This window comes from Streptomyces sp. JJ38 (assembly GCF_019303475.1).
Lineage (GTDB): Bacteria > Actinomycetota > Actinomycetes > Streptomycetales > Streptomycetaceae > Streptomyces.
The window spans coordinates 16,989-43,858 of record NZ_JABLSI010000043.1 but is presented as its reverse complement, the minus strand read 5'-3'; the positions used below and the strand labels follow the sequence as shown (position 1 = coordinate 43,858).

The window sequence follows — 26,870 nt, the reverse complement described above, 5'->3', positions numbered from 1 at the left end:
GGGGGGGGGGGGGGGGGGGGGGGGGGGGGGGGGGGGGGGGGGGGGGGGGGGGGGCGCCGCCGCTGGTGTCGATGCTCATGGGCGGGTGGTGGTGACGGGGGCCGTCGGGGTCGTGGTGGGGGTGTGGGGGGTGGTGGGGGCGCCGAAGGTCGTCCAGGAGGTTTGCCGGGGTACGGGCAGGGTGGGGTGGCCGGTGGCGGCGTTGAGGATGGTGGCGGCCCGCCAGGCGCCGAGGGTGAGGTCGGGGGCGCCGACGCCGTGGGTGTGCATTTCGGCGTTCTGGACGTAGAGGGTGCCGGTGACGCGGGGGTCGAGGGCGACGCGGTAGTCGCCGTCGATCTGGTAGCGGCCCTGGGTGTCGAGGTCGATGAGGTCGAGGAGGGGGTCGAGGAGGGCGGGGCGCTGGGGGGTGTAGCCGGTGGCGGCGACGATGGCGTCGGTGTGGATGGTGAAGTCGCGCTGCTGTTCGGTGTGGTGGCAGGTGATGGTGTAGCGCTTGCCGTCGTGGTGCGCGGCGGTGATCTCGACGCCGGGGTGGAGGTCGGCGCGGGGGCGGCCGCCGCCGATGGTGCGTTCGTAGAGTTCGTCGTGGATCTCGCCGAGGGTTTCTTCGCTGACGCCCTTGTAGAGCTGCCACTGCTGGCGGGTGAGGCGCTTGCGGGTGGCGTCGGGGAGGGCGCGGAAGTAGTCGATGTAGTCGGGGGTGAAGTGCTCCAGGCCGATCTTGGAGTACTCCATGGGGGCGAAGGCGGGGGTGCGGGCGAGCCAGCGGGTGTGGGGGCCGCCGTGGCCGTTGCCGTCCTGGTGGCGGATGAGGTCGAGGGTGACCTCGGCTCCGGACTGGCCCGCGCCGATGACGGTGACGTCATCGAGGGTGGCGAGGGTGGTGCGGTGGGTGCGGTAGTCGGCGCTGTGCAGGACGCGGCCGGTGTGTTCGGGGGTGGTCAGGTGCTGGAGGGCGGGGGGCAGGGTGGGCTGGGTGCCGGTGCCCAGGACGAGCTGGCGGGCGGAGACGTGGCTGGTGGTGCCGTCGGCGGCCTGGTGGGTGACGGTGAAGGTGTGGTCGGTCTCGTTCCAGGTGACGGCGGTGACGTGGGCGTCGAAGCGGGTGTTGGGGAGGTTGTCGGCGACCCAGCGGCAGTAGTGGTCGTATTCGCGGCGCGGGATGTGGAAGCGCTCGGAGAAGAAGAAGGGGAACATCCGCTGGTGGTGGCGGAGGTAGTTGAGGTAGGACCAGGGGTTGGTGGGGTCGGCCATGGTCACGAGGTCGGCGAGGAAGGGCACTTGGAGGGTGGTGCCTTCCATGAGCAGGCCGGGGTGCCAGGAGAAGGCGGGTTTGCTGTCGAGGAAGAGGGTGCTGAGGGTGGGGACGCGGTCGGCGAGGGCGGCCAGTGACAGGTTGAACGGGCCGATGCCGATGCCGACCAGGTCGTGGGTGGGGTGCTGGGCTGTCACGGCTGGGCCTCCGCGAGGGGGTTGGGTAGGTCGACGTAGACGGACTGGGTGTGGACGTCGCCGACGAGTTCGTCGAGGCCGTCCACGCAGGTGAGGTAGTTGCCCTTGCAGCGCAGGGTGGGGGCGTCGAGGAGGAGGCCGAGGAGGCCTTCGGCGCCGGGGTGGGTGCGGCGGAGGGCGGTGAGGCGGGTGTGGAGGGTGGTGAGGAGGTCGGTTTCGTCGGCGAGGCCGAGGGCGCCGAAGGCGCCGACGAGGCCGAGGAGGTTGTTGATGCCGAGGTAGTAGGCGACGCGTTCGTCGACGAAGGCGTCGTCGAAGACGAGGTCGACGTCCTTGGTGGCGCCGGGCAGGAGGCGCTCGATGGTGTCCGCGTGGGAGGCGGCGAGGTAGTAGCCCTGGCTGTCGCGGTACCAGCCGGCGCGGGGCAGGCCGGTGTCGTCGAGGGCGACGAGGGTGTTCTGGTGGTGGGGTTCGAGGGCGATGCCGTAGTGGGCGTGGAGCGCGATGAGGGGGACGGCGAGCACGTCGAGGTAGCGGGTGAACCACAGGTCGGCGGCGCGCGCGGTGGTGAGGTGGTGGGCGCGGGCGGTGCGGTGGACGGCTTCGGCGAGCTGGGCGCGGTGGGCGGGCGGGGTGCCGTCGCCGGGGCCGGTGCGTTCGGCGAGGAGTCCGGCCACGCAGAGGGCGTCGTCGGGGCCGCCGTCGAAGGGGTTGTCGCGCAGGGCGGTTTCGAGGCCGGTTTCGGTGTCGCCCGGGCCGGCGGAGATCCAGCCGTGGTCGCGGAGGATGCCGAAGGCGGGGTGGTGGGCGGTGAGCCAGTCGGCGGGTCCGGCGGCCAGGAGGCGGGCGGCGCGGACGCCGAGGCGCATCTCGGAGCGCAGGTTGTTGCGGCGCGAGTTGGTGATGCGCATGCCGAGGGAGAGTTTGAGCTGGTAGGGGGCCTCGGGGCGGTGGACGGTGCGCACGGAGGAGGTGGGGTGCCAGGGGTCGCCGTGGGGGCCGAGGGGGGTGAGAAGGCCGGCGTCGATGAGCTGGCGGACGTCCGGGCGGTCGAGGATGTCGCGGGCCTGCCAGGGGTGGGCGGGGACGGGGAGGGTCCCGGCGGGGAGCCTGAGGCCGTGGGTGAGGGGGCGCAGGAGTTCGGCGGGGTGGGTGCCGTCGAGGGTTTCACCGGTGACGATGTCGGGGTGGGCGGCGAACCAGTGGAGGGGGAATGCGCCGCGCAGCTCGGGTGAGTAGGCGGCGAGCTCGGCGTCGGAGGCTTCTTCCCGGCTCTTGGGTGCGGGGTGGAAGGGGTGGCCGAGGAGAAGGGCCTGTTCGGCGTCGAGGAAGGGGGTGGGGCCGGTGGTGGCGGTGGGTTCGGCGCGTCGGGCGGTGAGATGGGCGGCGGTGCGCCGGGCGGAGCCGAGGACGCGGGCGGCGGCGTCGGCGCCGAGGTGGGGTGGCAGGCCGCGGCCGAGGGTGGTTTCGCGGATGGCGGCCGCGGCGACGAGGGCGGCGTCGGCGGGGAGCGCGGCGGTGCCGTCGGTGGTGTCGCCGTCGGCGAGGGTGGCGGGGCCGAAGCGGTGCCAGCCGGTGGCGGAGTGGTGGCGGACGGGCACGGTGAGGGTGATGCCGGTGGCGGGCAGCGGCAGGCGGAGTGCGTGCCCGGTGGGGGGTACGGGGGTGCCGGTTTCGCGGACGTAGGCGCGCAGGAGGGTCTCGGTGGCGGCGTGGTCGGCGGCCTGCTGGGCGTCCGGGGTGTCGAGGGGGTCGGGGGTGTCGAGGGGGTCGGGGGCTCCCGGGGTGTTCGGGGTGTTCGGGGTGGGCGGCATGGCGGGCTCCTGGGGGTCGGGGTGCTGCCTGGTCACAGGACGTGGCGTTCGGCCGCGGGGTGCCCGAGGAAGTTGGGCATGGCGAATTCCCAGCCGTAGGAGCCGGAGTTGGGGAAGACGACGAGGTCGCCGGCGCGGATGCGGTCGACGCGGACGTCGCGCAGGAGGGTGTCTTCGGGGGTGCACAGTTCGCCGACGACGGTGAGGGAGGCGTTTTCGGCGGTGGGGCGGGGAAGGCCGGCGGGCCAGGTGTCGACGGGCAGGACGGTGATGTTGTGGACGATGTCCCAGGAGGTGGGGAGCTGGAAGTGGTTGATGCCGCCGCGGAGCATGGCGAACCAGTGGCCGTAGGAGTTCTTGAGGTCGGTGACCTCGGCGGCGTACCAGCCGCAGTCGGCGGCGAGGTAGCGGCCGGGTTCGAGGATGACGCGGGCCCCGGCGGGGGGCGGGGTGTCGGCGATGAGGGCGCCGAAGCGTTCGACGTCGAAGGGCTTCTCGTCCTCGAAGGCGACGCCGATGCCGCCGCCGGTGTCGATCTGGCGGAGGTCGATGCCCGCCGCGCGGGCGGTGTCGGCGGCCCAGCCCACGCACCAGCGGACGTAGGCGGCGTGGGTGTCGGCGTCGAGGTTGCCGGAGGCGGCGTGGATGTGGAAGCCGACGATGTCGAGAGCGGGGAGGGTGGCGGCCTGGGCGAGGACGTCGGGGACGTCGGGTTCGGGGACGCCGAAGGCGGAGGGTGCGCCGCCCATCTGGAGGGACCCGGTGATGGGTATGTGGGCGGGGTTGACGCGCAGGGCGACGCGTGCGGTGGTGCCGAGGCGGGTGGCGATGGCGTTGATGCGGTGGAGTTCGAGGAGGCTTTCGGCGTTGATGGACTCGGCGTCGGCGCGTATGAGCTCGGTGAGGACGGAGGTGGTCTTGGCGGGTCCGGCGGCGAGAACGGAGGTGGGCGTGCCACCGGGGCGGTCCGGCCGGGCGGGGGCGGCGCCGTCGAGGGCGGTGCGGGCGAGGGCGAGTTCGCTGACGGAGGCGACCTCGAAGCCGTCGACGTGCTGGGCGAGTGCGGCCAGGACGGCCGGGTGGGAGTTGGCCTTGACGGCGTAGTAGACGGCGGCCCAGTCGGGCAGGGCGCCGCGCAGGTCGCGGGCGCGGGCGGCCGCGGTGCCCGGGTCGTAGAGGTAGCCGGACAGGGGCGCGTGCTGGTGGGCGAGTTCCGTGAGCCGGGCGCGGACGCGCTCGGGGAGCGTGGTGAGGGGGTAGGCGGCGCGGTGCTCGGCTGAGGGCGGGAGCTCGATGGACACGAATCTGCCTTGACTGGGTCGGGGGCGGGGCGGGCGGGGCCGCGCGGCGGGCGGGGTCGGCGGTGTGGCCGGGGACCGGGTCCGCGCACGGCTGTGCGGCCCGGACACGGCGGTGTGGCCGGGCGGGGGTGGTGCGTTCGTTCAGCGCAGGTCGGCGACGACCATCGTGTGGGGCCGCCAGCCGGGGTAGGGCTCGAGGGTGCCGACGCGGTGGAAGCCGTGGTCGGCGTAGCGGTCGAGGACGATGTCGTTACCGTCGGCTATGAGCGCGGCGGCGCGTTCCTCGGTGCGTTCGGCGAGGAACGCGGCGACGAGCGAGATCCCGATGTGGCCGCGGCGCCAGCGGGGTGCGACGAGGAGTTCGCACAGGCCGACGGTGCGGCCGGGGTGTTCGCGGGTGAACTCGGGGCTGGGTTCGGGGGTGAGGCCCTCCCACCAGAGGCTGTCGGTGGGGAGGGTGTAGCCGTAGAGATAGCCGGCGATCTCGTCGTCGGCTCGGGCGGCGACGAGGGCGAAGCCGGGTCGGCCCGCGTGTCGGGTGAGGCGTTCGGCGATCGGTGGGTCGCAGTGGTCGCTGAGGTCGATGGCGTCGGCGTAGACCTCCTCGTAGACGCGGGCCCAGGGGTGGGGGTCGGCGGCGACGGCCTCGCCGGTGTGGTGTTCGAGGCGCAGACCGTCGGGGAGTCGGGGGTGCTCGGGTCTGGACCTCGTCGCGGTGGCGGCGCGCAGGCTCATGCTGCCTCCTGGCTTCTGTCGTTGGACGTACCACGGAATGAATAAGTTAGGCGAGCCTAAGCTAATTCATAGTGCGGTGCTTTCCAAGCGGGCCTGCTGCGCGGGCAGCGTCACGACCGCCGCGGTGGGGGTGGGTTCGGCGCGTTCGGCGACGAGCTTGAGCAGGTCCTCCAGGTCGGCGGCGGCCGTCTGCGGGTGCAGGAGCGTGGCCTTGAGCCACAGCTTCGCCGTGCCGTCGTGGTCGGGCGCCTTGGCGCGGCCGAGGACGGCGAGGCCCTCGTTCAGGAGCTGGCGGCGGATGTCGGCGACGAGGGCGTCGCCTTCGTCGCCGGGCAGTCCGTCGGCGGCCAGCGGCCGGAACAGGACGGTGGAGATGCCGACGGGGCCGGGGCGGCGGCGCAGCGCCGGGTGGGCGTCGATCGTCTCGCCCAGCTGCCGGGCGGTGCGCACGCAGTGCTCGACGATGCCGCCGAGTCCGCTGCGGCCCAGAGCGCGCAGGGTGACGGCGATCTTGAGGGCGTCCGGGCGGCGGGAGGTGCGCAGGGAGCGGCCGAGGAGGTCGGGCAGGCCGGCTTCGGTGTCGTCGTCCGCGTTGAGGTAGTCGGCACGCAGGGACAGGGCGTTTAGGAGCTCGGCGTCGGGCACGGCGAGGACGCCGGCTGCGACGGGCTGCCAGCCCATCTTGTGGAGGTCGAAGGTGACGGAGACGGCGTGCTCGATGCCGCGCAGCGCTCCGGCGAGCTGCTCGCTGAAGAGGAGGGGGCCGCCGTAGGCCGCGTCGACGTGGAGCTCGGCGCCGTGGCGGCGGGCGGCGAGGGCGAGTTCGGGCAGCGGGTCGATGAGCCCGGCGTCGGTGGTACCGGCGGTGGCCACGACGAGGGCGCTTTCGGCGCGCTCCCCCAGTTCGGCCAGGGTCGCGTCGACGGCGTCGGGGTCCATGCGGCCGCCGGGGCAGGGGATGTGACGGGGTGCGGGCAGGCCGAGGATCCAGGCGGCCCGGTGGACACTGTGGTGGGCGTTCTCCCCGCACAGGACGTGCAGGGTGCCGGTGCCGCCGGTGGCGGCGCGGACCCGTTCGCGGGCGAGGAGGAGGGCGACGAGGTTGGACTCGGTGCCGCCGCTGGTGATGAGGGCGTCGGGCCGCTGCTCGGCCGGGTACATGAGGGCGGCGAGGGCGGCGGTGACCTCCTCCTCGATGACGGCGGCGGCCGGTGCCTGGTCCCAGGAGTCCATCGAGGGGTTGAGGGCGGAGGCGGCGAGGTCGGCGGCGGCGGCGACGGCCAGCGGCGGGCAGTGCAGGTGGGCGACGCAGTGGGTCTCGCCGGGGTCGGCGGCGCCCTGCGCGGTGGCGCGGACGGTGTCGTAGAGCGCGTCGGGGGCGCCGACGCCGTGCTCGGGCAGGACGGGGGCGAGGAGTCCGCGGGTGCGGGCGGTGACGGCGTCTGGGCCGCCGTCGGGCAGCGGGCCGCCGCGGGCGGCGGCGCCGTCGGCGAGGGCGTCGAGTGCGACGGCGGTCAGGGCCCGCAGGGCGCGCGGGTCGCCGGGGCCGGCGGCGATGGCGGTGTCGGGGTACTGGCTCATGCGGCGGGCTCCACGTCGGTGAGGGCGTCGGCGAGGCGGGTCAGAACGGTGTCGGCCTGGGTGTCGGTGAGGACGAGCGGGGGCAGGAGGCGCAGTACGCAGCCGTCCCGGCCGCCGAGTTCGAGCATCAGGCCGCGGTCGAGGCAGGCTTTCTGCAGGGCGCGGGCGAAGTGGGGGTGGCCGGGGCGGGCGCCGAGGGCGTCGGGGTCGGCGTCGGGCTGGACGAGTTCGACGCCGATCATCAGGCCGCGTCCGCGGACGTCACCGATGACGGGGTGGCGGTCGGCGAGGTCGCGCAGGGCGCTGCGGATGCGGGAGCCCAGCTTCTCGGCGTGCTCGGCGAGTTGCTCCTCGGCGATGGTGCGCAGGGTGATCTCGCCCGCGACCATGGCGAGGGTGTTGCCGCGGAAGGTGCCGGTGTGGTCTCCGGGCTGCCAGGTGTCCAGGTGGGGCCGGTAGGCGATGAGGGCGAGGGGCAGTCCTCCGCCGACGGCCTTGGAGGTGACGAGGATGTCGGGGGTGATTCCGGCGTGCTCGCAGGCCCACAGGCGTCCGGTGCGGCCGATCCCGGTCTGGACCTCGTCGACGATGAGCACGATGCCGTGGTCGGCGGTGATCCGGCGGAGTTCGCGCAGCCAGGTGTCGGGGGCGGGGATGACGCCGCCCTCACCCTGGACGATTTCCAGGATGACGGCGGCGGGGGTGGCGGTGCCGCTGCTGGGGTCGGTGAGGTGATGTTCCAGCAGCCTGGTCGTCAGGGCGGCGCCCGCGTCCCCGCCGACGCCGAAGGGGCAGCGGTAGGCGTGGGGATAGGGCAGGCGGGTGACGGGCTGGGACGCGGCGGGGCCCTGGCCGTCGGCGCCGCGCATGCGCAGCGGCCCGGAGACGGAGGCGGCGCCGAGGGTCATGCCGTGGTAAGCGCCGGTGAAGGCGATGACGCCGCTGCGGCCGGTGGCGGTGCGGGCGAGCTTGAGCGCGGCCTCGACGGCGTCGGTGCCCGCGGGGCCGCAGAAGTGCAGCTTGGCGTCGTCGCGCAGGTCTCCGGGGAGGCGGCTGAGGAGTTCGGTGCTGAAGGCGTCCTTCTGCGGGGTGATCATGTCGAGGGTGTGCAGGGGGGCGCCGGAGCCGAGTGCGCCCTGGAGGGCGGCGATGACGGCGGGGTGGTTGTGGCCGAGTGCGAGGGTGCCCGCGCCGGAGAGGCAGTCGAGGTAGGTGCGTCCGTCCGCGCCGGTGACTTCGGCGCCCGCGGCGGTGACGGGGGCGACGGGGAGCGTGCGGGCGTAGGTACGGGCGGCTGACTCACGTCGCGCTTGGCGGTCGAGGAGTTGAGCACGCAGCATCGGGCAGGCCCTTCGGTCACAGGGTGTGGGGTGCCTCGCGACGCGGAGGCCGCACAGGCAGGACTTAGGTTAGCCTAACCTTGCAGATCGTCGGTACCGGGCCCCGGTGAAATCCCCTCAACCGCGCACCGGCGGGCGCGGCTTCTCCCCGGCAGGGAAACGGCCGTCCACGACTGGTGGTTACGCCCCGGCGGCCGTGCCGGCGGCCGTCCTCAGCGGGCTCCGGGCGGCGGCTCGTCGCGCAGCAGGCGGGCGGCGAACGTGAAGGCGTCCCGGGTGCCCGGGGCGAGCAGGGAGAAGTCGATCAGCCCGCGCTCGTGCAGGCCCTGGTCGAAGGGCACCCGGACCACGGCCCGCACGAGCGGCGCGAGTCGCCGCGCAGCGGCGGCGAAGCGAACGTCCGCGCCTTCCGGGTCCCCGGAACCCTCCAGATCGCTCACGACGACGACGGCGCGGGCGGACCGGCCGCGCCCGGCCATCCACTCCAGCCGGTCCGCCGTGGCCGCCACGTGTGCGGGGCTCGTCCCCGTGGCCACCACGAGATGGTCCACCGTGCCGAACACCATCTCCGGGGTCCGCTCCCCCGGGCCGAAGGACTCCGCGCAGTCGAGGACGACGTCACCGATCAAGCGCAGGCCGCCGACGACGCTGCGGTGCAGCCGTTCCGACATGGCCGGCGCGTCCACCGGGCCTCGGCGGTGGACGAAGTCGGCTCCGGTGGAGTCCCTCAGGGAGAGCCAGGCGTACCCCGTGCCGTCGCCTCTGGGCGGATCGGGTTGCCAGACGTAGGCCGAGCTGGGAGGGCTGAGATCGATGAAGGCACGGTTCGAGGGCTGAGGGCCGTTCAGCAGGGAGCGGAACTCGAACGGCGTGACGCTGCCGTTGCCCAGCAAGCGGTACCCGACCACGCCGGTGGCCGGGGCGAAGGGCAGCATGAGGACGGGCGGGCGGCGGGACGGCGCGGCCGCGGCCGCCAGCGCGGAGGCGAGCTGCACGGCGACGGTCGAGCGTCCGCCGCCCGGGACCGCGCCGAACACGGCGGTCAACGAGCCGACCGGCAGCTCCCGCCCGTACGACGGGCGCGGCCGGAGCAGCGCACCGTCGCCAGGGCGGCCACCGCGCCGCAGCCGCCGGGCGAACCACGACGGCGGCTTCGCGGTGCCGCCCGGCAGGGTGAACCACTTGGTGCGGGGAGGTTCCCGGCGCGGTGCCGAGCGTTCGGCGGTGATGCTCGGATCCTCGTCCTCGTGCGGAACCTCCGGCGTGAAGGGGACCTGCGGCCCCGGGGGCTCGGGCCACTGCACCGGCTGGACGACCCGGGTGTGGCCCGGACGGTACACATGGGTGCCCTCGACCCAGGCGAAGGCCCGTTGGGGAAGCCACTCACGCGGCGGCATGTCGAAGGCGCCGCGCACGGTGCCGTCGCGCAACGCGGCGAGCAGGGCGTCGGCCGACATCACGGGGGCCGTTCCGGTAGCGAACGGGCCGAGCAAGGCAGCCAGCTGAGGGTCCTGGACATCGGTCAGCGGCTCGGTGTCCCAGAGGCCGGTGTGGGTCTGGCACAGCAGCAGGGCGAGCCGCCGGACGTCGTCCCCGGCCGTGGGCGTGCCCGGTCCCCCGTCCAGGACGGCGCGGTGCCAGCCGGTGATCAGCGGGCCGTCCTCGGTCAGCAGCACGTGACGCGGCATCAGACGCCCGTGCACGACACTCACGCGGTGGGCGTGGTCCAGCGCGGACGCGAGCCGCTGCCCGAGCACCAGCACGGCCGCGGCGGGCAGCGGCGCGTACCGCAGGGCGTCCCTCAGTTCGGGGGCCGGGCGGCCGTTCCGGCTCATGGCCCCGCTGACCGCCACCCACGGCCAGGCCCTGCTGAGGTTTCCGTCCAGCAGCGCGGGCAGGCACGGATGGTCGAAGCGCAGCGTCGCCATGGTCTCGGTGTGGACGAACGGGTAGGCGGTGGAGTGGATCGAGCGCGCCGTGCGGATCAGGGCGACGCGGTGGCCGTCGGCTCCGCTGTGGACGGACTCCCCGGTACGGCTCTGCCAGGTCCCCAGCAGCGTGAACGGCCCGACGGGCTCCGAACGCCTGACCTGCAGCCGGTCGTCGAACAGCCCCAGTTCCCCGTCCTCGCTCTCGAGCACCTCGGTGTAGGGGTTCACCACTCCCGTCGCCGTCTCCTCGGGCAGGTCCGGTTCGCTCTCCCAGGCCCGCTCCCCCGCCCGGGCCGCCCACGTGCGGTCGGACAGCCCGGCCAGGCCGAGGCGCTGCTGGAGCGCGGGGCTGAGCCAGGCGAAGGCCGAGCCCGTCGAGGGGAGTTCGTCGGTGCCGTCGGGGCGGCTGAGCCAGGCGGGGAAGTCCGGGGAGCGGCCCGCCAGGTGCGCGATGTGCTCGGAGACGAGGCGGGTGGACTGGATCACCTCTGCCGTCGGGACCACGTCCAGCAGCACGTCCCTGGTGGCCGGGGCGAAGGAGAACACGCGCTGCTGGGGCGGGACGTGCCGCCCCCGGGAGCCGCTCGACGCCGCCTCGGCGGGGCGGAGCAGCCCGCTGAGGAAGACCTCGGCGAGGTGGGCCGTCGTCACCGGCCGGGGCAGCGACCGGGCCACGAGCCGCATGACGGGGACGGTCAGCGGCGAGACGGCGGCGAGGTGGGCGGCCAGCCGGTAGGCGTCCGGGGAGACGGTGCGGCGGAAGTGCCGGACCTCCGCGTCCGCGCGCCCCGGGTCCCCGGCGTCGTCCGCCGCCGCCGAGCGGGCCGGGCGGCGCCCGCGGACCGGCCGGCGCTCGGCGGCCTCGGTGTCCCACAGGGACAGGGCGCCCGCTCCGCCGGAGGCCGTCAGCCGCGCCCAGTCGGCCAGCGCCGGGCCGGAGGGCTCCAGGACGGGAACGGGCACCCCGTCCGCGAGACGGCGGCCCGGCTCCTCCCCCGGCAGCCCGGCCAGCGCGTCGGAGCGGTGGACGCGCCAGGTCGCGTTGGCCGCCCCCGGGCCGGGCAGCCGCACCCGGCGGGTCACCACGGGCAGGCCGGAGCCGCGCCACATGCGGGGCGGCAGCGCGTGCACGACGGCGGCGGGGCCGTGGAGGGCCCAGCGGGAGAGCACGGCGCGCATCCCTCCGGTGCGCCACCCCGGCCCCGCGCCGTCCGAGACGACGAGCGTCATGCTCCGCCCCGTGGGGTCGGTGACGACGTCCGGGCGCACGGGCGCCGCGGCCGGATCGAAGGGCCGGGTGGTGAGCGCCGGCGGGGTGCCGGGCCGCAGCCGCAGCCCGAACAGGCGGATCTGCCGGAAGGCCCCGAGCCGCACCGCCAGGGCGCCGAGCTCGGCGCAGAGCTGCTGCCACAGCAGCATGGACACGCCGTCGTCGATGACCAGGTTGAGGTCGAGCCACCGGCTGCGGACCGGCCGCGTCACGACGTCCGGCACCCGTGAGTCGGCGGTGCGCGCGGCCGTCTCCTCCTCGTCGAGCTCCTCGACGGCCGGGTCGGCGGAGACCCGCTTCAGTGGCCGCAGCGCGCGGGCCGCCGCCAACGGCGAGGCGAGGGCGCGTGGGTGGGGGATGCGGACGGGCAGCGCCCGGGCCGCCCCCCGGCCTCGCGGTGCGGCCCCCTCCGCCGACGGCTGCGCGGCCGGCTCGGGCTCGGAGGGCTCCTGCTCCCCGGGCGGGTTCCCGGCGGCGCCTTGGGCCAGCGAGCCCGGCAGGGAGTACAGCGCGGCCCGGCCCCCGGCGTCCCCGGCGTCGGCGTCCGCCGGGTCTCCGGGATCTCCTGCGTCGGCGTCCGGGCTGTCGCCGTCTCCCGCCGCCCGCGGTAGCCGCGGTGACGGGGCGTTAGGTGACGCGGCCGTCGGGTGCGGGGGCGGATCCGTCTCCGCCCCTGCGGCGCCGGCCCGTGAGGCGTCGTCGAGCCCCAGCACGCGGGCCAGCGGCAGGGCCCTGGCCTCGGCCGGCAGCCGCTCGGCGAGCCACAGCACGTCCGCGAGCTCCTCGGCGGTCACCTCCGCACCGAGTTGGCCGAGCAGGCGCAGGAGACGGTGCGGCACGGCTACAGCGCTCCGCCGAGCCGGTGGAGGACGGCGTCGAGCAGGCCCTCGGCGTCCAGGTCCACGCCGCCCAGCCGCAGGAAGGCCGCGTTCAGCAGCTGGTCGGTGGCGAGTTCGCCCGGTGCCCGGCGGGCGAGGAAGGTCCGCACCAGGTCGTCGACGCGCGGCAGGGCCTCCTCCCCCAGGTGCGCGGCGACGATGGCGCGCAGCCGCCGCTCGTCCGGATCGGGGAGGTCAAGCCGCAGGCAACGGCGCAGGAACGCGGGCGGGAACTCGCGCTCCCCGTTGCTGGTGATGACGACGACGGGGAACTCCCGGCAGCGCACCACCCCGCGGCGTACGGGCACCGTGTCGCTGCCGCGCGCCGCGTACACCCGGACCACGTCCTCGCCCTCGGGCAGCCGGGCGAGTTCCGGGATCTCGAACCGGCCCTCCTCGAACACGGTCAGCAGGTCGTTCGGCAGGTCGACGTCGCCCTTGTCCAGTTCGTCGACGAGCAGGACGCGCGGATGGTCCCCGGGGACGAGGGCCGTACCCAGCGCGCCGAGCCGGATGAAGCGGCCGATGCCCGGGTCGGAGCCGTCCTGGTGCCGGGGGAGGTTGGCCTCGCGCAGGCGTCCGACGGCGTCGTAGCGGTAGAGCGCGTCGGCGAGCCGGGAGCGGCTGTTGACGGACCAGCGCAGCACGGGACCGAGGCTGAGCTCGTGGGCGAGGGCGTCGGCGAGCGAGGACTTGCCGGTGCCCGGGTGGCCGGTCACGAGGAGCGGTCGGCGCAGGTGGAGCGCGGCGTTGACGACGTCGCGTTCGGCGGGCCCGATGAGGTAGGGGCGGTGCTCTGGCCCGTCGTCGGCGGCCGTCGCACCGTCGGGCGCGGCGTCTTTGAAGACCCGCCAGGGCGGTGCGGGCGGCATCGGCACGCGGCGGGGCCTGCCGTCGCCGCGGAAGAGCCGCCAGCCGTCGGGGTCCCGGGCGGGTTCCCGGGCGGGGTCCCGGGTGGCGTCCTGGGCGGGGCCCTGGGCCGGGTCCTCGGCTGTGGTCATGAGACGGGTTCCTCCCAGGAGGGGTCGCTCCAGTAGGGCTCGGGGGGCGTGCGGGAGGCGTCGTCCCACACCAGGACGGGGGCGACGGCGTCCTCCCGGGGACGCCCGAGGGTGTCCGCCCGGTGAACGCGGACCCGCTCGGGCAGGTTGCGGGGGCTGCCGTTGAGCATCAGCCCGGTGAGCACGTCGGTCCGGCGCGGCGCGTCGTTGCGGTCCCACAGGACGACGGGGATGCCCTGGGTGAGGCACACCGTCTGGAGGCGCGCGCGGTGTTCGGGAGCGCAGCCGACGGTGACCCTGCCGATGCGCTGGTCGCGGTGCAGCAGCGTGTAGACGTCCGCGGCCTCGCGGTGCTCGGCGGTGACGCGGGCGAAGCCGCCGTGGGGGAAGTCGAGCGAGCGGGCCTCCCAGGCGCGGCGCCGCTTGAGGGTGGCCGTGCGCAGTTCCGGGCAGCTCACGACGACGCGGTACTCGACGCCGAGCACGGAGGGGACGCCGCCGTCGGGGTCGCCGTCGTCCCAGCCGTCCACGGGCAGGTCGAGGTCCTCGGGTTCGAGCTGGAACTCGATCAGGGGCCTGCCGCGCCCGGCGGCCGGGGACAGCTCGCGCAGCAGGACGTCCTGCACGAGGCGGGCGACGTCCTGCGGGGTGCGGGGTTCGTCCTCCGCCACGACCTGGCGCATGCCGGCGTTCCCGGCCGTGCCCGGGTCGAACCACAGGGTGCAGCGGTGCCCGCCCTGGGGTGCGCGGTCGAGCAGGACCGTCAGCCGGGGTTCGGGCGGGCCCAGCCGGAAGCGCCGGGCGCGGGCCCAGTCCTCGGCGTCCGCGCGGCGGCTCAGCAGGACGCTCTCGTGCACGCCGAGGCGCTGGGCCACGGACTCCGTCCACTCGCGCAGCTCCTCCATGCGGTTCGCCGGACACACGGCGGCGACGTGTTCGACGGCCGTGAGCAGGGCCGGGACGCGGTGGGTGGTGTCCGTGGAGCCGCTGTCGCCCCAGTAGTTCTCCAGGGCCACGACGAGGTGCTCGACGGACTCGGCCGCGGTGACGCCGGGGGCGGCCGGGGTGCGCTCGTCCCAGAACGTGGTGTTGCCCAGGGCGTCGCGGGCCGCCTCCTCCAGCAGCCCATCGGGCTCGCCGTCGAGGTGTTCGAGGAGGGAGGCGAGTTCGAGGGGCGTGAGGATGCCGGGCACCAGCGCGCCGCGGCACAGGGCGAGCAGCCGCAGGGTCTCCTCACGGGAATCGGGCGGCAGGACGTCGCTGAGGACGGCGGCGGCCCGGTGCCGGGTGAGGACGAGCTCGACGACGTCGGCCACCGTGGGCCGGTCCGTGGCGGCGGGCGGCAGGCCGAGCTCGTCGAGCACGTGGGCGATGTGGTGGGCGCGTTCTTCGGGGCTCGGCAGCAGCGCCTGCACGCACTTGCGCAGCCTCAGCCGTACCGAGGGGGCGACGAGGCGCGGCGGCGGCAGCGTGGGGTCGGCGCGTGACGGGGCGGCGTCCGCTCCGTCCGCGGCGAAGGGCTCGATCGCCTGCCAGGGCGCGACGATGGCGCGCCGCAGGACGTTCTCGCCGCGGAACGGGCCCGGAGGCGGGGACATCATCCCCAGGACGAGGCCGACGACGGCCCCTTCCGTCTCGCACCACAGCGGACCGCCGCTGTAGCCGTGGCCGATGGAGGCGCCGCGCAGCTCGCCGTCGACGAAGGCGTGGTCGTCCTGGAGGGAGCCGACGAGGCTGTCGGCGTAGCTGTAGGCGGCGCCGTCCCCGTACCAGGCGCGCACCCGCTGGCCCGGGGCCATGGGCCGCCACGGGGGCGGCTGGAGGCCCGGGTCCTCGGCGAGTTCGAGCAGGGCGAGATCCCCGGCCCAGACGAGGTCGCCCGGGGCGGCCGGGTCGCCGGGGGCGCCGACGCGGTGGGCGGCGCGCCAGCGCAGCAGGGACGCGGTGAACCCGGGCCGCTGCGGCAGGCAGGGGAACTCCACCCGCAGCGGGGCGCCGTTCGGCGTGCTCTGCTCGAACATCCCCCGTCCGAGGGCCTCGTTGACGACGTGGGCGCAGGTCAGCACGTGCCGGCCGCCCAGGTGCAGGCCGCTGCCCGCCAGTTCGCCGGAGGCGTGGCTCAGCACCGAGACCAGGGAGGGCCGGAGCGCGTCGGCCGGCGGCCGGGGGGCCGGGACCGGCCGCCGGCTACTGGGCGTCATCGTCAGCGGACTGGTCCTCCTCACGGCGCGGCCGGCCGGGCTCGCGGCCGAGCTGCCAGGTCGCCGTGACGCTGAGCGTGGCCTCGCCCTTGGCGCCGACGACGGCGAGCTTGAGGTCCTGGCCGACCCTCACGCCGAAGCTCACCGAGAGCTCGTCGGGCCGGTCGGGCACCGTGGCCGCCGTGTCACGGACCTGCTGGAGCAGGGGAACCAGCGGCGAGAGCATGGTGCGCAGGGCGCTGCCGGCGGCCGTCGCGGTGCGTGAGCGACGGCGGGCCACGGGCACGGAGCCGCCGAAGCCGGGGGCCGCGCCCTCGGCGCCCGGCGTCGGCGGCCCGCCGTCGCTCACCGGCGCGAAGACCTGCAGGGCGAGCGCGGAACCGTCGTCGAACTCGAACTCGATGAAGTCAGACACCGGTCCATTGTGTCCCAACCCGCCTGGCGTGGCAGTTGACTTGGGCAAGCCTCCTCAGTGGCTTTCGACGGGGGCGGCGGGGCGCTTCTCCCCCCTGGGGGGCGCGTCGTGGCGGCTGAGGGGGACGACGAGGGGGGCGCCGGTCTCGTCGTCGGTGCGGATGCGGGCCCGCAGCCCGAAGACGTCGGCGAGGAGTTCCTCCGTCAGCACCTCGCCCGGCTCGCCGAGCGCGGCGATGCGGCCGTCCTTCATGGCCACGAGCCGGTCCGCGTAGCGGGCGGCGAACGACAGGTCGTGCAGCACGAGGACGACGGTGCGCCCGGTGTCGCGGTGGAGTTCGCGCACCAGGTCCAGCACCTCGATCTGGTGCGCCAGGTCGAGGTGGTTGGTGGGTTCGTCCAGGAGCAGCAGCTCGGTCTCCTGGGCGAGGGCCATGGCGATCCAGGCGCGCTGCCGCTGGCCGCCGGAGAGTTCGTCGAGGGTGCGCTCGGCCAGGTCGAGGGTTCCGGTGGCGCGCAGCGCGTGCTCGACGGCCTGTTCGTCCTCACCGGACCAGCGGCGGTACCAGCTCTGGTGGGGGTGCCGGCCGCGGGCGACGAGGTCGGCGACGCTCAGCCCCTCGGGCGCCTGCGGAGTCTGCGGCAGCAGCCCGACGAGGGAGGCGACGCGGCGGGTGGGCATGGCGTGGATCGGCGTCCCGTCCAGCAGCACCCGCCCGGAGCGGGGCTTCATCAGCCTCCCGAAGGCGCGCAGCAGCGTGGACTTGCCGCAGCCGTTGGGGCCGATGACGGCGGTCACCGTGCCCTCGGGGATGTCGAGGGACAGGTCGTGGACGACGGGCCGGTCGCCGTAGCCGAGGGTCAGCTTCTCCGCGCGCAGCCGCACGGGGCGGGACGGGTCCTGGGTCATGGGGGCGGGGGCCGGGGCGGGGACGGTGCCGGTGCCGGTGTCGGTCATGAGCGGGCCTTTCCGCTGCGGACGAGCAGATAGAGCAGGTAGGGCGCGCCGAGGGCCGCGGTGAGGATGCCCACCGGAAGCTCCACGTCGCTGATGAGGGTGCGGCCGAGGACGTCGGCCCACACGGTGACGGCGGCGCCCAGCAGGGCGGACGCCAGCAGCGGGGGGTGGCCGGTGCGCATGAGGCGCAGCGCGAGCTGGGGGCAGGCCAGCGCCACGAAGGCGATGGGCCCGGTGGCGGCCGTGGCGACGGAGGTGAGCAGGACGGCGGTGAGCAGCAGGGCCACCCGGGCGCCGGTCATCCGGACGCCGAGGCCGCGGGCGGTGTCGTCGTCGAAGGCGAGCGCCCCGAACTGGTGGGAGAGCAGCAGGGCCGCGGGCAGCAGGACCGCGAGCGCCCAGGCTGCGGGTCCCGCGACGTCCCAGTTGGTGCCGCCCAGGCTGCCGTTGAGCCAGATCAGCGCGCGTCCGGCGTCGACGATGTCGGCCTTGGCCAGCAGCCAGGACAGCACGCTGGTGAGGGCCGCGTTGACGCCGACGCCGACGAGCAGGACCCGGTAGCCGCTGATGCCCTGGCGGACGGCGAGGAGGTAGACGAGGACGGCGGCGGTGAGCCCGCCGCCGACGGCCGCGGTGGGCACGCCCACCTCTCCGGCGAAGCCGCCGACAGCGCCGTTGGCTCCGCTGAACACGATGACGGTGACGGCGCCGACCCCCGCGCCGGCCGTGATGCCGAGGATGTCGGGGCTGGCCAGCGGGTTGCGGGCGATGCCCTGGAGGATGGCTCCGGCCAGCCCGAGGGAGGCGCCGACGAGGAGCCCGACGACGGAGCGGGGCAGCCGCAGCTCCCAGACGACGAGCTCGGAGATGTGGTCGCCGCCGCCGAAGAGGGCGTTGACGACCTCTCCGGCCGAGAGCGGGAAGTCTCCGCGGCCGGTGTTGAGGACGACGGCGGTGAACAGGGCGAGGGTGATGAGGACGGGGACGAGGACCGTGCGCGGGCGCCACACCGTCGAGAAGGGGCCGAGGCGCACGGGCGTGCGGCCGGGGACGCTGGACACTCTGCTCCCTTCGCTCGGGCGGGGGTTCGCCGAGTCGGGTCCGCCGCCGGGTGCGCTGTCGGGTGTGCTGTCGGTGGCTGCTGCCGCGCGGGCAGCGGGCGTGGGGCTCACAGCCGCACCGGCTTGCGGCGGCGGACGAGCTGGATGAAGACGGGCGCGCCGATGAGGGCCAGCATGATGCCGACCTGGAGTTCGCCGGGCCGGGCCACCACCCGGCCCAGCACGTCGGCGACGAGGACGAGCGTTCCGCCGATCAGCGCGGCGTAGCCGAGCACCCAGCGGTAGTCGGGGCCGGTGAAGTGGCGGCCGATGTGGGTGGCGACGAGGCCGACGAACCCGATGGGCCCGCAGGCGGCGACGGCCGCGCCGGTGAGGAGGGTGATGGCGGCCATGCCGACGGTGCGGGTGAGCCCGAGCCGGACGCCGAGGGTGCGGGCCACGTCCTCGCCGAGGGAGAGGGCGTTCAGGCCGGGTGCGTTGAGCGCGGCGAGGGCGAGGCCGAGCAGGATGAAGGGCAGGAGCTGGACGGTGAAGTCCAGGGGCCGACCGTTGACGGCGCCGACCGTCCAGAAGCGGTAGGTGTCCAGGGCCTGCCGGTCGAAGATGACCATCCCGGCCGTGAGCGCGGTGAACAGGGCGTGGGCTGCGGCTCCGGCCAGCGCGAGGGTGACGGGCGTGGCACCGCCGCGGGCGAGGGAGCCGACGGAGTGGACGAGGAGGGCGGCCATGAGCGTTCCGGCGAAGGCGAACCACACGTACCCGTAGAGGGTGGTGACGCCCAGCAGGAAGACGGCGCCGACCACCCACATGCCCGCTCCGGCGCTGAGCCCGAGCAGGACGGGGTCGGCGATGGGGTTGCGGGTGTGACCCTGCATCAGGGCCCCGGCGACGCCGAGCGCGACCCCGGCCGCGAGGGCGAGCACGGTGCGGGGCAGCCGCAGGGAGTGCACGATGACTTCGGCCTCGCCCGTGCCGTCCGGGTTCCACAGCCCGTGCCAGACCTGGCCCGGGGTCAGGGGCTTGGAGCCGAAGGCGATGCTGGCCAACAGGGCGAGCCCGAGCAGGGCGACGAGGACGAGCAGGCCCACCCACCGGGTGTGGGCGCGCTGCGCGGCGACCTCGCGCCGTCTCCGTTTCCGGAGTGGTGCAGATAGCGCTTCGATCACGATCTCCTCCGCCGTCGCCATGCTGTAGGTTAGGCGAGCCTATCCTTACGGCGCACCCCCCGTGAACGAAGGGATCCTTTTGATGAGAGCCCGCTGGCTCACGCGCGTCGGCCGCTCGGCCGGTGCCGTCACCATCGCCCTCGGCCTGTTCGCCACCGCCGCCTGCAGCAGCGACTCGGACAAGAATACGGACGACAAGGGCGGCGAGAAGAAGCCCGCCGCCTCCGACGCCGCCTTCCCGCGGACCGTCGAGCACGCCATGGGCGAGACGGAGATCGAGAAGGCCCCCAAGCGCATCGTCGCCCTGGACATGACCTTCGTGGACGCCGCGTTCGCGCTCGAGGGCAACGTCGTCGGCTACACCACCTTCACCGGCCCGGACGAGAAGCTCCCGCCCTACTTCGGCGAGGACGGCAAGACGTACGGCGCCGAGGCCGTCGAGGTCGGCACGCTCGACGAGCCGAGCGCGGAGAAGATCCTGGCCCTGAAGCCGGACCTCATCCTCTCGGCCAAGGTCCGCCACGAGAAGCTGTACAAGGACCTCTCCGGCATCGCCCCGACCGTCTTCACCGAGACCACGGGCGCGACCTGGAAGGACAACCTCCGCCTCGTCGGCGAGGCCCTCGGCAAGGAGGACCTGGCCGAGCAGAAGATCGGCGCCTTCGAGAAGCGCGCCAAGACGATCGGCGACAGCGTCCGCAAGCAGGAGGGCGGCAACCCGACCGTCTCCGTCGTGCGGTTCGTCGACGGCCCGACGCGGCTGTACAAGGAGGACACCTACGTCGGTGTCATCCTGAACGACCTCGGTTTCGGCTTCCCCGAGGACGCCCAGGGCACCGGCTTCAACGCCGACATCTCCGAGGAGCAGATCACCAGGGTCGACGCGGACGACATCTTCGTCACCTACTACCCGGACCCCTCGGGCACCGGTGAGAAGAACAAGGAGAAGTTCATGGCCAACCCGCTGTGGAAGCAGCTGAAGGGCGACGTCCACGAGGTGAGTGACATCACCTGGATGATCGCGGTGGGCCTCTACGGCGCCGAGAGCGTGCTCGACGACGTCGCCGACACCTACGGCGTGGACGCGGCCCGCGCCTGACACCGGGCGGCGGAGCCGACTTCGCGGGGCGGGGGCCGGACACCCACACGGGTGTCCGGCCCCCGCCGCGTGTCCGCACGGACCGGCTCCCGTGGACGTCACTCCGAATGAGACATTCCGCGACCGGGGATCATCAACCCGGCGGAACCAGTACGGTGTTCCCCAACGGCCAGCCACATCCGCAGACCCCACCACGCGAAGTGACCCTCACGGTACGAACCTCACGCCCACCTGCTCGAAACGCTGCGGAGCGAACCCATGGAACCTCGCGGTTACCGCATGGTGTTGTCCACGCTGAAGGACTTCGTCTCGACCTCGGCCGTAGCGGAACGTCAGCTCTACGCGTGGCTTGACGGCAAGAGGTACGACACCTCCGCCCTCGACGAGGGCCGCAACGAGATAGCACAGGGCGTCACACTCGACCGCGACTCGGCCTCCGGGCGCAGGGGCGCCTACACCCGGTGGCGCCTGCGTGAGGCCATGCCGGGCAACGAGGGCACCTGGCAGTCCACGCTCGTCGTCCGCGCCGACCACCGCGTCGGCGACCGGAACACCTGGATGCAGGTCGACGTCGAGCACCGGCCCGCAGCGCCCGAACTCGCCCCCAAGCGGGCGAAGACGCCGAAGGTCGCCGGGCTCCTGCTGGAGGCCCTGGACTGGCACGACGGTCTGGCCGAGGTCGCACGGTCACCGAAGTTCATCGAGCCGGAGGACGTCGACGAGGTCATCGAGGAACTGTGCGACCAGGACCGACGGCTTCCCATCGTCGTCGCGAGCATCCCCTATGACGTCGGCCCGGCCCGGTGGGCGGACGATGTCGTCGAGGAGGCCTACAGGTCCCTCCCGGGGCTGGCCATCATGTACGTCCTCACCCCCCGGGCCCAGCCGGCCTTCAACAGCGCGCTGGAGTACCACCCGGTGTTCGGCGGGGGCATCCGCACCTACCTGCCCGGCATCGATCCGGCCTGGCAGCCCGACGCCCAGCGGCACCCCGTCATGTCCAAGGCCACGCTCCGGGCCGACCCGCGCAAGGCCGCCTCCACCCTCGCCTCGCTCCCCCAGCGGCTCGCCCTCCGCCAGCCCCTCCCCCCGGCCCTCGACAGCCTTCCCGTCCAGCGGACCCGCCCCCGCCCAGCCCAGCACGGCTCGGACTTCCAGCGGCTGAGAACCGAGAACGAGACGCTCCACGCCATGCTCTCGGAGGCGGAGCAGACCGAGGCCGCCAACGCCGACGAGATCCGCGACCTGCGGCTCGACCGACAGCAGGCGCTCCGCCGCGCGACGGACGCCGAGGGCGAGAACGACGAACTGTACACCCAGCTCCAGCGGATGAGACGACGGGTGCGAGCGCTGGAATCCCGGCTCGTGGAGGCCGGCGCCTACGACCTCGCCTTCGCGCCGGTGGAAGAACCGACCGACTACCCGCCCACGTTCTCCGCCCTGCTGAGCCGCCTGCCCGAGCTGCCGAACGTGGCGTTCACCGGCAACCGGAAGACGACGCAGCAGCTGGACGACCAGACGGAACGCAACTGGGTCGAGACCGCCTGGGACGCTCTGCTGGCTCTCCAGGACTACGCGGTCGCCTCGGCGGCCGGAACGGCCGGGGGCGACTTCCGGTCCTGGTGCGCACGGTCGTCATCGGCCGACGCCCACCCCTTCTCCGCCGGCAAGGTGAAGATGAAGGAGTCGGACACCGTGGGCAACCGGGGGGCATGGCGGAAGCAGCGCACGTTTCCCGTCCCCCGGGAGGTGCACCGGAACGGGCGGGTCTACATGGAGGCCCACGTGCGCATCGGCGGGGGCAGCACCATCGCACCGAGGCTGCACTTCTACGACGACGGCCCCGGGACGGGACGGGTCTACGTCGGCTACCTCGGCCCGCACCTGACGAACACCCGGACGTGAACGGCGGGGGCGGGGAAGCCGTCGCGCCCCCGGCACGGAGACGCCCGCCCCTCAGGTCCGGCTGACGAACGGCCGTGAGCCGACCGTCACGAGTACCGAGACGGCGGCCAGGACCGTGATCGCGACGCCCGGCGTGAGCCACTGGGCCAGTCCCCCGGCGATCGCCGCGCCGATGCCCTGCCAGGTCATCCGGCCCGCCGACTCCGCCCCCTGAACCTGGCCGCGCACCGCCTCGGGCGTGAGCGCCAGCAGCCGTTCCTGGAGCGGCAGGGTCGCCGCGAACCCGGCACCGGCGAGGAACACCGCGAGCGTCAGCACCGGGAGCGGCGGGTGCGCCGCGAACAGCAGGAACGGGAGGGCGAGGAGCAGCCGCAGGCCGAACGCGCACCGCCGCCGTCCCTCGGGTCCGAGGAGCCGCCCGACGGCGAGGTCCCCCAGGAGCAGTCCCGCCGACCCCGCCGCCAGCAGCGCCCCCGCGTGCCGCGGGGCGTAGGAGATGAACAGGGCCTCACAGCCGACGATCAGCCCGTTGGGCACCCACAGGTTGAGCAGCAGCACCCGCCGGCCGGGGTGGGAGAAGAGCCCGGCGTTCGTCCGCCAGGTGGCGGCCAGTCCGGGGCGACGGGCGAGCCGCACGGACCGCTCCCGCACCGTCCCCGCGACGGCGGCCAGCCCGCCGGCCGCCAGGGCCGCGGCCACCACAAAGACCTGCTGGGGGCTCAGAAACCGCAGCAGCAGCGCACCGAACGCGTAGCCGAGCACGGCCATGCCGCCCGCGGTGATGTTCAGCAGCGACCGCGCGGGTGCGTAGGCGGCCGCCGGCGCGATCTCGGCCAGCAGCCCCAGCCGCGTCCCGGTGGCCAGGGACTGGAAGAACCCGACGACGAGCAGCAGCCCGAACCGGGCGGTGAGCGGCAGCCCCGGTACCGCTTGCGCGGCGACCGCGGCCAGGGACAGGCACTGGAGCGCGACGAGGGTACGGCGGGGGCGGCCGCCGTCGGCGACCGACATCAGCGTGAGCGCGCCGAGCACCGTGGCGAAGGTGACCCCGTACATGCTCACCGCCGTCAGGAACGGTGAACGGGTCTCCTGCTCGACGAGCGTGCCGAGCGCGAACCCGGAGACCGGGCCCGCCCCGGACGTCAGGGTGAAGCCGGCGTACAGCCCGGCGAACTCGCGGTCGCGGAGCAGGGCACGGTAGCCGGTGGCGGTGGAGGCAGAGGTGGGTGAAGGCATGAAAAAAGCCTCCGCGCACCCGTGTCAGGGGGCGCCGAAGGCCGACGCCCCCCATTTTACCAGCCGTGAACGGCCCTATGTTCCGGAGCCGTTCACCGCAGCCGCGGGCAGCTCGCGCACAGCCGTGCGGACGGGAACGTGTAATAGAGGCAGCAGTTGTGCCGGACGCGGCCGCCGTCGGCCCGGTACCGCGCGGCGCCGGAGAACGGCGGAGTGTCGCCGGGCAGGAGGACGTTGGCGGCCCGCGCGGCGGCCGGACGGTCGCCCAGCAAGTCCCCCAGGTAGCCGAGCCCGTCGGCGAGCTCGTCGGTGGCGACGCCCCACATGCCGCGCGGCCCCCGGCGCAACAGCGGGGTGAACGCGGTGAGCAGCGGCGCCAGGTGGGCGGCCACGGCGGCACGCAGCTCGGCGCGCAGCGCCTCCTCGTCCGGCACGGTCCGCACACCCGGCAGGGCGGCGGCCGGATCGTCGGGCAGCACGGTGATCCGCGACGGGACGAGGGCGAGGGCGCCCCGCGTCTCGTCGTAGCCGACGCCGTCGGGCTCCAGGCGTGGCACCCGGCGCTCCAGGTACCACGGCCCACTCATCGCGAGGCAGGCCACGAACGCGTACTGGTGGAGGACCTCCATGGCCACGACGTCGGGGCGGGGCGCGGCGTTCTGCGTGGCCTCCATGGCCTGCGCCTGCCGGGCGAGCACGAGGGCGCGCATCCCCTCGTCCTCGGCCAGCCTGCGGCCGGTCAGCCAGCTCTCCCCCTCGGGCGGTTCGGTCGTGACGCGCAGGATGGGGAACGCCGCCGCGAAGCGGCGGTACGTCTCGGCGGCCAGGTCGGCCACGTCGAAGAAGTCCGGTGGTGCGGTGGTGGTCGGCACGGGCACCCCTCGTTCAGCACATCAGGTAAGCCTCACCTTAGATCTTTGATCGCCGTGCGCGACACCCCCAACACGCGGAATATGCCGCACCCGACACCCCACACGCACTCCGAGCGACCGTTCGGTTACCGTACCGGCGATCGGGGGGAGTTTCTGCGCAGCGTGGGGGAAACCGTGCAACTGACCGAGCACATCCTCGCCGTCCGCGTCGGCGAAGGCGACCCGCGGGCGATGCTGGGCGAGTTCCGCCGCACCGCCGTGCTGGTGCCGCGCAACGAGGCGGGCGTGCTGGCGGGGATGTCCGGCGGCATCCAGTGGATCTACGCCTTCACCGACGAGGAACGCCTCGCCCGGTTCGCCGCGGCCCGAGGCGCTCCACCGGACGCCGAAGTCCCCTACCACGTCCTGCTGGGCGCCCGGCTCCTCGACGTCGTGGTGCCGGAGGCCGGGGTGCCCACCGGGGTGGCTCTGGACGTCGCAGACGCCGAGCGGGCGATGCTGTTTCCCCCGGTGACCGGCATCGTCCCGGACCAGGCGGCTGACCGTGAGACAGCTGACGAGATGCTGAGGGAGGGACCGTGACCACCGGAGACGAAGCCGACCTGCGGGTGGACCCGGAAACCGTGCGGCTGCTGACGCAGGGCATCAACGGCGCGATGGACGAACTGCGCGAGTTCACCTCGGAGACCAACGCGTTGCGGGGAGCCGGCTTCAACGACCTGTCGCTGACGACCATGGAGGCGGGCGGCCCCGAACTCGCGGAGGCCTTCGACGGGTTCTGCGAGAACTGGGAGTGGGGCGTGCGGGCTGACACGCCAGCCTGACTGGTCGCAAGCGAATAGACACCACTCGCACTCATTCCTGATGATATCCCTACGCAAGAGTCACCTATGTACTTTGGACTCGACGCTAGTAGTCTCACCAGCCTCGGCCCCAGATCAGTTCCACCTTCAAGGTAATAGCGTCCACGGCACCTCGCACTCCCCTCAGAACTGAATCCAACCAATCCGCTGTAATCGATACCTGCCGCGGCCGGGCATGTCCTGGGGTCTCAGGGGCGCCTGTGCGGGCGAGTCGGAGTCGGTGAGCGTGTGAGGGCCCAGCGCCAGTGGTGTCCAGCAGGGGCGGGCGATTGGGGACGCCGGTCGCGTCAAGGTGGCTACGGTTCAGGGCCGCCCAGGCGGGCCAGCCCGTAGCGCAAGGTATTGGGGCGCGCCCCTGGAACCCGACGTACTGCTGGATCAACAACTCTCGGTACCACGGCATGTCGATGAACCCGACGGGCCAAGCTGTCCTCGCCGGAACGACGGACGAGTACGCGACCATCGTCGACCGGGAGATGCTGGAGGAGGTCCGCCCCTACCGGCCGCCCAGCCGACTGGGCAACCGTGAACGGGGACGTCACCGGTTGCGTCACCTCCGAACGCGCCGCGGACCGAGTGACGTCGATCAGCTTCGCGACGGGCGAGAAGACCTCTTCCGTGGCCGTCAGCGACCACCCACAGCGGGCCCGGCTCGGGCATGTCCCGGGAGACTGGACGGGGCCGAGACGGACTGACGTCGCTCACGAGCCATGAGCCCCTTCCGCCAGGGTGATCCGGGCGGCGACCGGGAGGTGGTCGCTGCTGGTGCGGGGCAGGGTGCGGACGGCGTCGACGGTCGCCGAGCGGGCGAGGACCTGGTCGATGCGGGCCACCGGGAAGGTGGCCGGGAAACTGAAGGCGAAGCCCCGCTCGGCGGTGTTCAGGCGTGCGGTCAACGGGGCGAGGCCGCGGTCGTCGACCGTGCCGTTGAGGTCGCCCAGGAGGAGGACGGTGCGCAGCGGCTCGGCGTCGACAGCCTGGCCGAGGAGGCGGGCGCTCTCGTCGCGGTGGGCGGACGCGAGGCCGGTCGCCCGGAGGCGGATCGAGGGCAGGTGTGCGACGTAGGCCGCGATCTCGCCGTGTGGCGTGTGGACCTCGGCCCGCAGCCCGCGGTTCCAGCCCTCCGCGATGCCACGGGGCTTGATGTCCAGCGGCCGCGCGCCGGTGAGCGGGTGCTTGGACCAGAGTCCGACGGTGCCGTGGACGGCGTGGTACGGGTAGTGCGGGGCCAGGGTCTGAGCGTAGGCCGGGAGTGCCTGCGGCAGCAGTTCCTGGAGCGCGATGAGGTCGGGCTCGGCCCGCACCAGGGCTCGGGCGGTGCCGCCCGGGTCCGCGTTCTCGTCGCTGACGTTGTGCTGCACCACGACGAGGTCATGCCCGCCGTGGGCGGCGGCGGGCAGGAGCAGCCCGCCGAAAAGGTGCGTCCAGACCGCCACCGGCAGGAGCAGGGCCAGCAGCGCGGCGGCGGAGCGGCGCAGCAGGGCGAGGCCCAGTAGCACCACCGGCACCAGGCCGAGCCAGGGGAGGAAGGTCTCCGCGAGGCTGCCCACGCGGCCCACGGAGTTGGGAACGAACGGATGGAGCGCCAGCAGCCCGGCCGTCAGGACCCCGAGCGCCGCGGGTGTCCGCCCGCGCTTCCAGGCCGCGCGGGCCCACGCCTGCCGCATCGCGTGCTCCGCCGGAGACGGCCGCTCGCCCTTCGCTCTCGGCATCGTGCCGCCGCCCGTCCACTCCCACATGGCTTCCCGTTCGCTTGGTTCACTTCCCAGGACGAGTCACCGGGTGCGTT

Annotated in this window: 20 protein-coding genes; 4 read left to right on the top strand and 16 right to left on the bottom strand. The window is 74.2% G+C overall.

Translation table 11 applies throughout. The features are described from left to right. Nucleotides 1-75: 75 nt before the first annotated feature. The 13 genes from HPT28_RS21260 to HPT28_RS21200 form a co-directional block, all read right to left on the bottom strand. Nucleotides 76-1,455, bottom strand: coding sequence for a lysine N(6)-hydroxylase/L-ornithine N(5)-oxygenase family protein (locus HPT28_RS21260; RefSeq protein WP_219092775.1), 1,380 nt, complete (start codon nucleotides 1,453-1,455; stop codon nucleotides 76-78). Next, entirely contained in the window at nucleotides 1,452-3,269 is a 1,818-nt protein-coding gene (locus tag HPT28_RS21255; protein ID WP_219092774.1) for an IucA/IucC family siderophore biosynthesis protein, read from the bottom strand. Before HPT28_RS21255 ends, HPT28_RS21260 begins: the two co-directional genes overlap by 4 nt. A 32-nt stretch (nucleotides 3,270-3,301) precedes the next feature. Continuing rightward, nucleotides 3,302-4,570, bottom strand: coding sequence for an alanine racemase (locus HPT28_RS21250; protein WP_219092773.1), 1,269 nt, complete (start codon nucleotides 4,568-4,570; stop codon nucleotides 3,302-3,304). 141 nt (nucleotides 4,571-4,711) lie between these two features. Next, entirely contained in the window at nucleotides 4,712-5,305 is a 594-nt protein-coding gene (locus HPT28_RS21245) for a GNAT family N-acetyltransferase (RefSeq protein ID WP_219092772.1), read from the bottom strand. Nucleotides 5,306-5,371: 66 nt separating this feature from the next. After that, entirely contained in the window at nucleotides 5,372-6,886 is a 1,515-nt protein-coding gene (locus tag HPT28_RS21240) for a pyridoxal-dependent decarboxylase (RefSeq protein ID WP_219092771.1), read from the bottom strand. Next, complete coding sequence (locus HPT28_RS21235) at nucleotides 6,883-8,226, bottom strand: diaminobutyrate--2-oxoglutarate transaminase family protein (protein WP_219092770.1); 1,344 nt, start codon at nucleotides 8,224-8,226, stop codon at nucleotides 6,883-6,885. Before HPT28_RS21235 ends, HPT28_RS21240 begins: the two co-directional genes overlap by 4 nt. Nucleotides 8,227-8,438: 212 nt before the next feature. Continuing rightward, on the bottom strand, nucleotides 8,439-12,266 hold the full coding sequence (locus HPT28_RS21230) for an SAV_2336 N-terminal domain-related protein (RefSeq protein ID WP_219092769.1): 3,828 nt from the start codon (nucleotides 12,264-12,266) through the stop codon (nucleotides 8,439-8,441). A gap of 2 nt (nucleotides 12,267-12,268) precedes the next feature. Further along, complete coding sequence (locus HPT28_RS21225; RefSeq protein ID WP_257579095.1) at nucleotides 12,269-13,177, bottom strand: MoxR family ATPase; 909 nt, start codon at nucleotides 13,175-13,177, stop codon at nucleotides 12,269-12,271. A 125-nt stretch (nucleotides 13,178-13,302) separates the two neighbouring features. Further along, nucleotides 13,303-15,507: a trypsin-like peptidase domain-containing protein gene (locus tag HPT28_RS21220; RefSeq protein WP_219092767.1), complete on the bottom strand. Its 2,205-nt coding sequence runs from the start codon at nucleotides 15,505-15,507 to the stop codon at nucleotides 13,303-13,305. Further along, on the bottom strand, nucleotides 15,494-15,922 hold the full coding sequence (locus HPT28_RS21215; RefSeq protein WP_219092766.1) for a CU044_2847 family protein: 429 nt from the start codon (nucleotides 15,920-15,922) through the stop codon (nucleotides 15,494-15,496). Before HPT28_RS21215 ends, HPT28_RS21220 begins: the two co-directional genes overlap by 14 nt. Before the next feature lie 54 nt (nucleotides 15,923-15,976). After that, nucleotides 15,977-16,831 (bottom strand): ABC transporter ATP-binding protein, encoded by an 855-nt coding sequence (locus HPT28_RS21210; RefSeq protein WP_219092780.1) that lies wholly within the window; start codon nucleotides 16,829-16,831, stop codon nucleotides 15,977-15,979. Nucleotides 16,832-16,875: 44 nt separating this feature from the next. Next, nucleotides 16,876-17,940, bottom strand: a complete 1,065-nt coding sequence (locus HPT28_RS21205; RefSeq protein WP_219092765.1) for an iron chelate uptake ABC transporter family permease subunit — start codon at nucleotides 17,938-17,940, stop codon at nucleotides 16,876-16,878. 107 nt (nucleotides 17,941-18,047) lie between these two features. After that, nucleotides 18,048-19,127, bottom strand: a complete 1,080-nt coding sequence (locus tag HPT28_RS21200) for an iron ABC transporter permease (protein WP_219092764.1) — start codon at nucleotides 19,125-19,127, stop codon at nucleotides 18,048-18,050. 61 nt (nucleotides 19,128-19,188) lie between these two features. Between HPT28_RS21200 and HPT28_RS21195 the strand changes: the two genes are divergently transcribed. Together HPT28_RS21195 and HPT28_RS21190 are read left to right on the top strand one after the other, a co-directional pair. Further along, nucleotides 19,189-20,205: an ABC transporter substrate-binding protein gene (locus HPT28_RS21195; RefSeq protein WP_219092763.1), complete on the top strand. Its 1,017-nt coding sequence runs from the start codon at nucleotides 19,189-19,191 to the stop codon at nucleotides 20,203-20,205. Between the two features lie 258 nt (nucleotides 20,206-20,463). Next, a complete protein-coding gene (locus HPT28_RS21190; protein ID WP_257579080.1) occupies nucleotides 20,464-22,110 on the top strand; it encodes a hypothetical protein in 1,647 nt (548 codons plus the stop codon). 51 nt (nucleotides 22,111-22,161) lie between these two features. On the opposite strand, the gene HPT28_RS21185 is transcribed toward HPT28_RS21190, so the two are convergent. Both HPT28_RS21185 and HPT28_RS21180 read right to left on the bottom strand, forming a co-directional pair. Then, a complete protein-coding gene (locus HPT28_RS21185; RefSeq protein ID WP_219092762.1) occupies nucleotides 22,162-23,346 on the bottom strand; it encodes a hypothetical protein in 1,185 nt (394 codons plus the stop codon). A 92-nt stretch (nucleotides 23,347-23,438) separates the two neighbouring features. Beyond that, on the bottom strand, nucleotides 23,439-24,218 hold the full coding sequence (locus HPT28_RS21180; RefSeq protein WP_308119417.1) for a (2Fe-2S)-binding protein: 780 nt from the start codon (nucleotides 24,216-24,218) through the stop codon (nucleotides 23,439-23,441). Nucleotides 24,219-24,380: 162 nt separating this feature from the next. Here HPT28_RS21180 and HPT28_RS21175 point away from each other — a divergent pair, with 162 nt between their 5' ends. Both HPT28_RS21175 and HPT28_RS21170 read left to right on the top strand, forming a co-directional pair. Beyond that, entirely contained in the window at nucleotides 24,381-24,800 is a 420-nt protein-coding gene (locus HPT28_RS21175; RefSeq protein ID WP_308119416.1) for a hypothetical protein, read from the top strand. Further along, on the top strand, nucleotides 24,797-25,042 hold the full coding sequence (locus tag HPT28_RS21170; protein ID WP_219092761.1) for a hypothetical protein: 246 nt from the start codon (nucleotides 24,797-24,799) through the stop codon (nucleotides 25,040-25,042). Before HPT28_RS21175 ends, HPT28_RS21170 begins: the two co-directional genes overlap by 4 nt. Nucleotides 25,043-25,782: 740 nt before the next feature. Here the strand turns inward: HPT28_RS21170 and HPT28_RS21165 are convergent. Then, nucleotides 25,783-26,748, bottom strand: a complete 966-nt coding sequence (locus tag HPT28_RS21165; protein ID WP_219092760.1) for an endonuclease/exonuclease/phosphatase family protein — start codon at nucleotides 26,746-26,748, stop codon at nucleotides 25,783-25,785. Nucleotides 26,749-26,870: the final 122 nt, after the last annotated feature.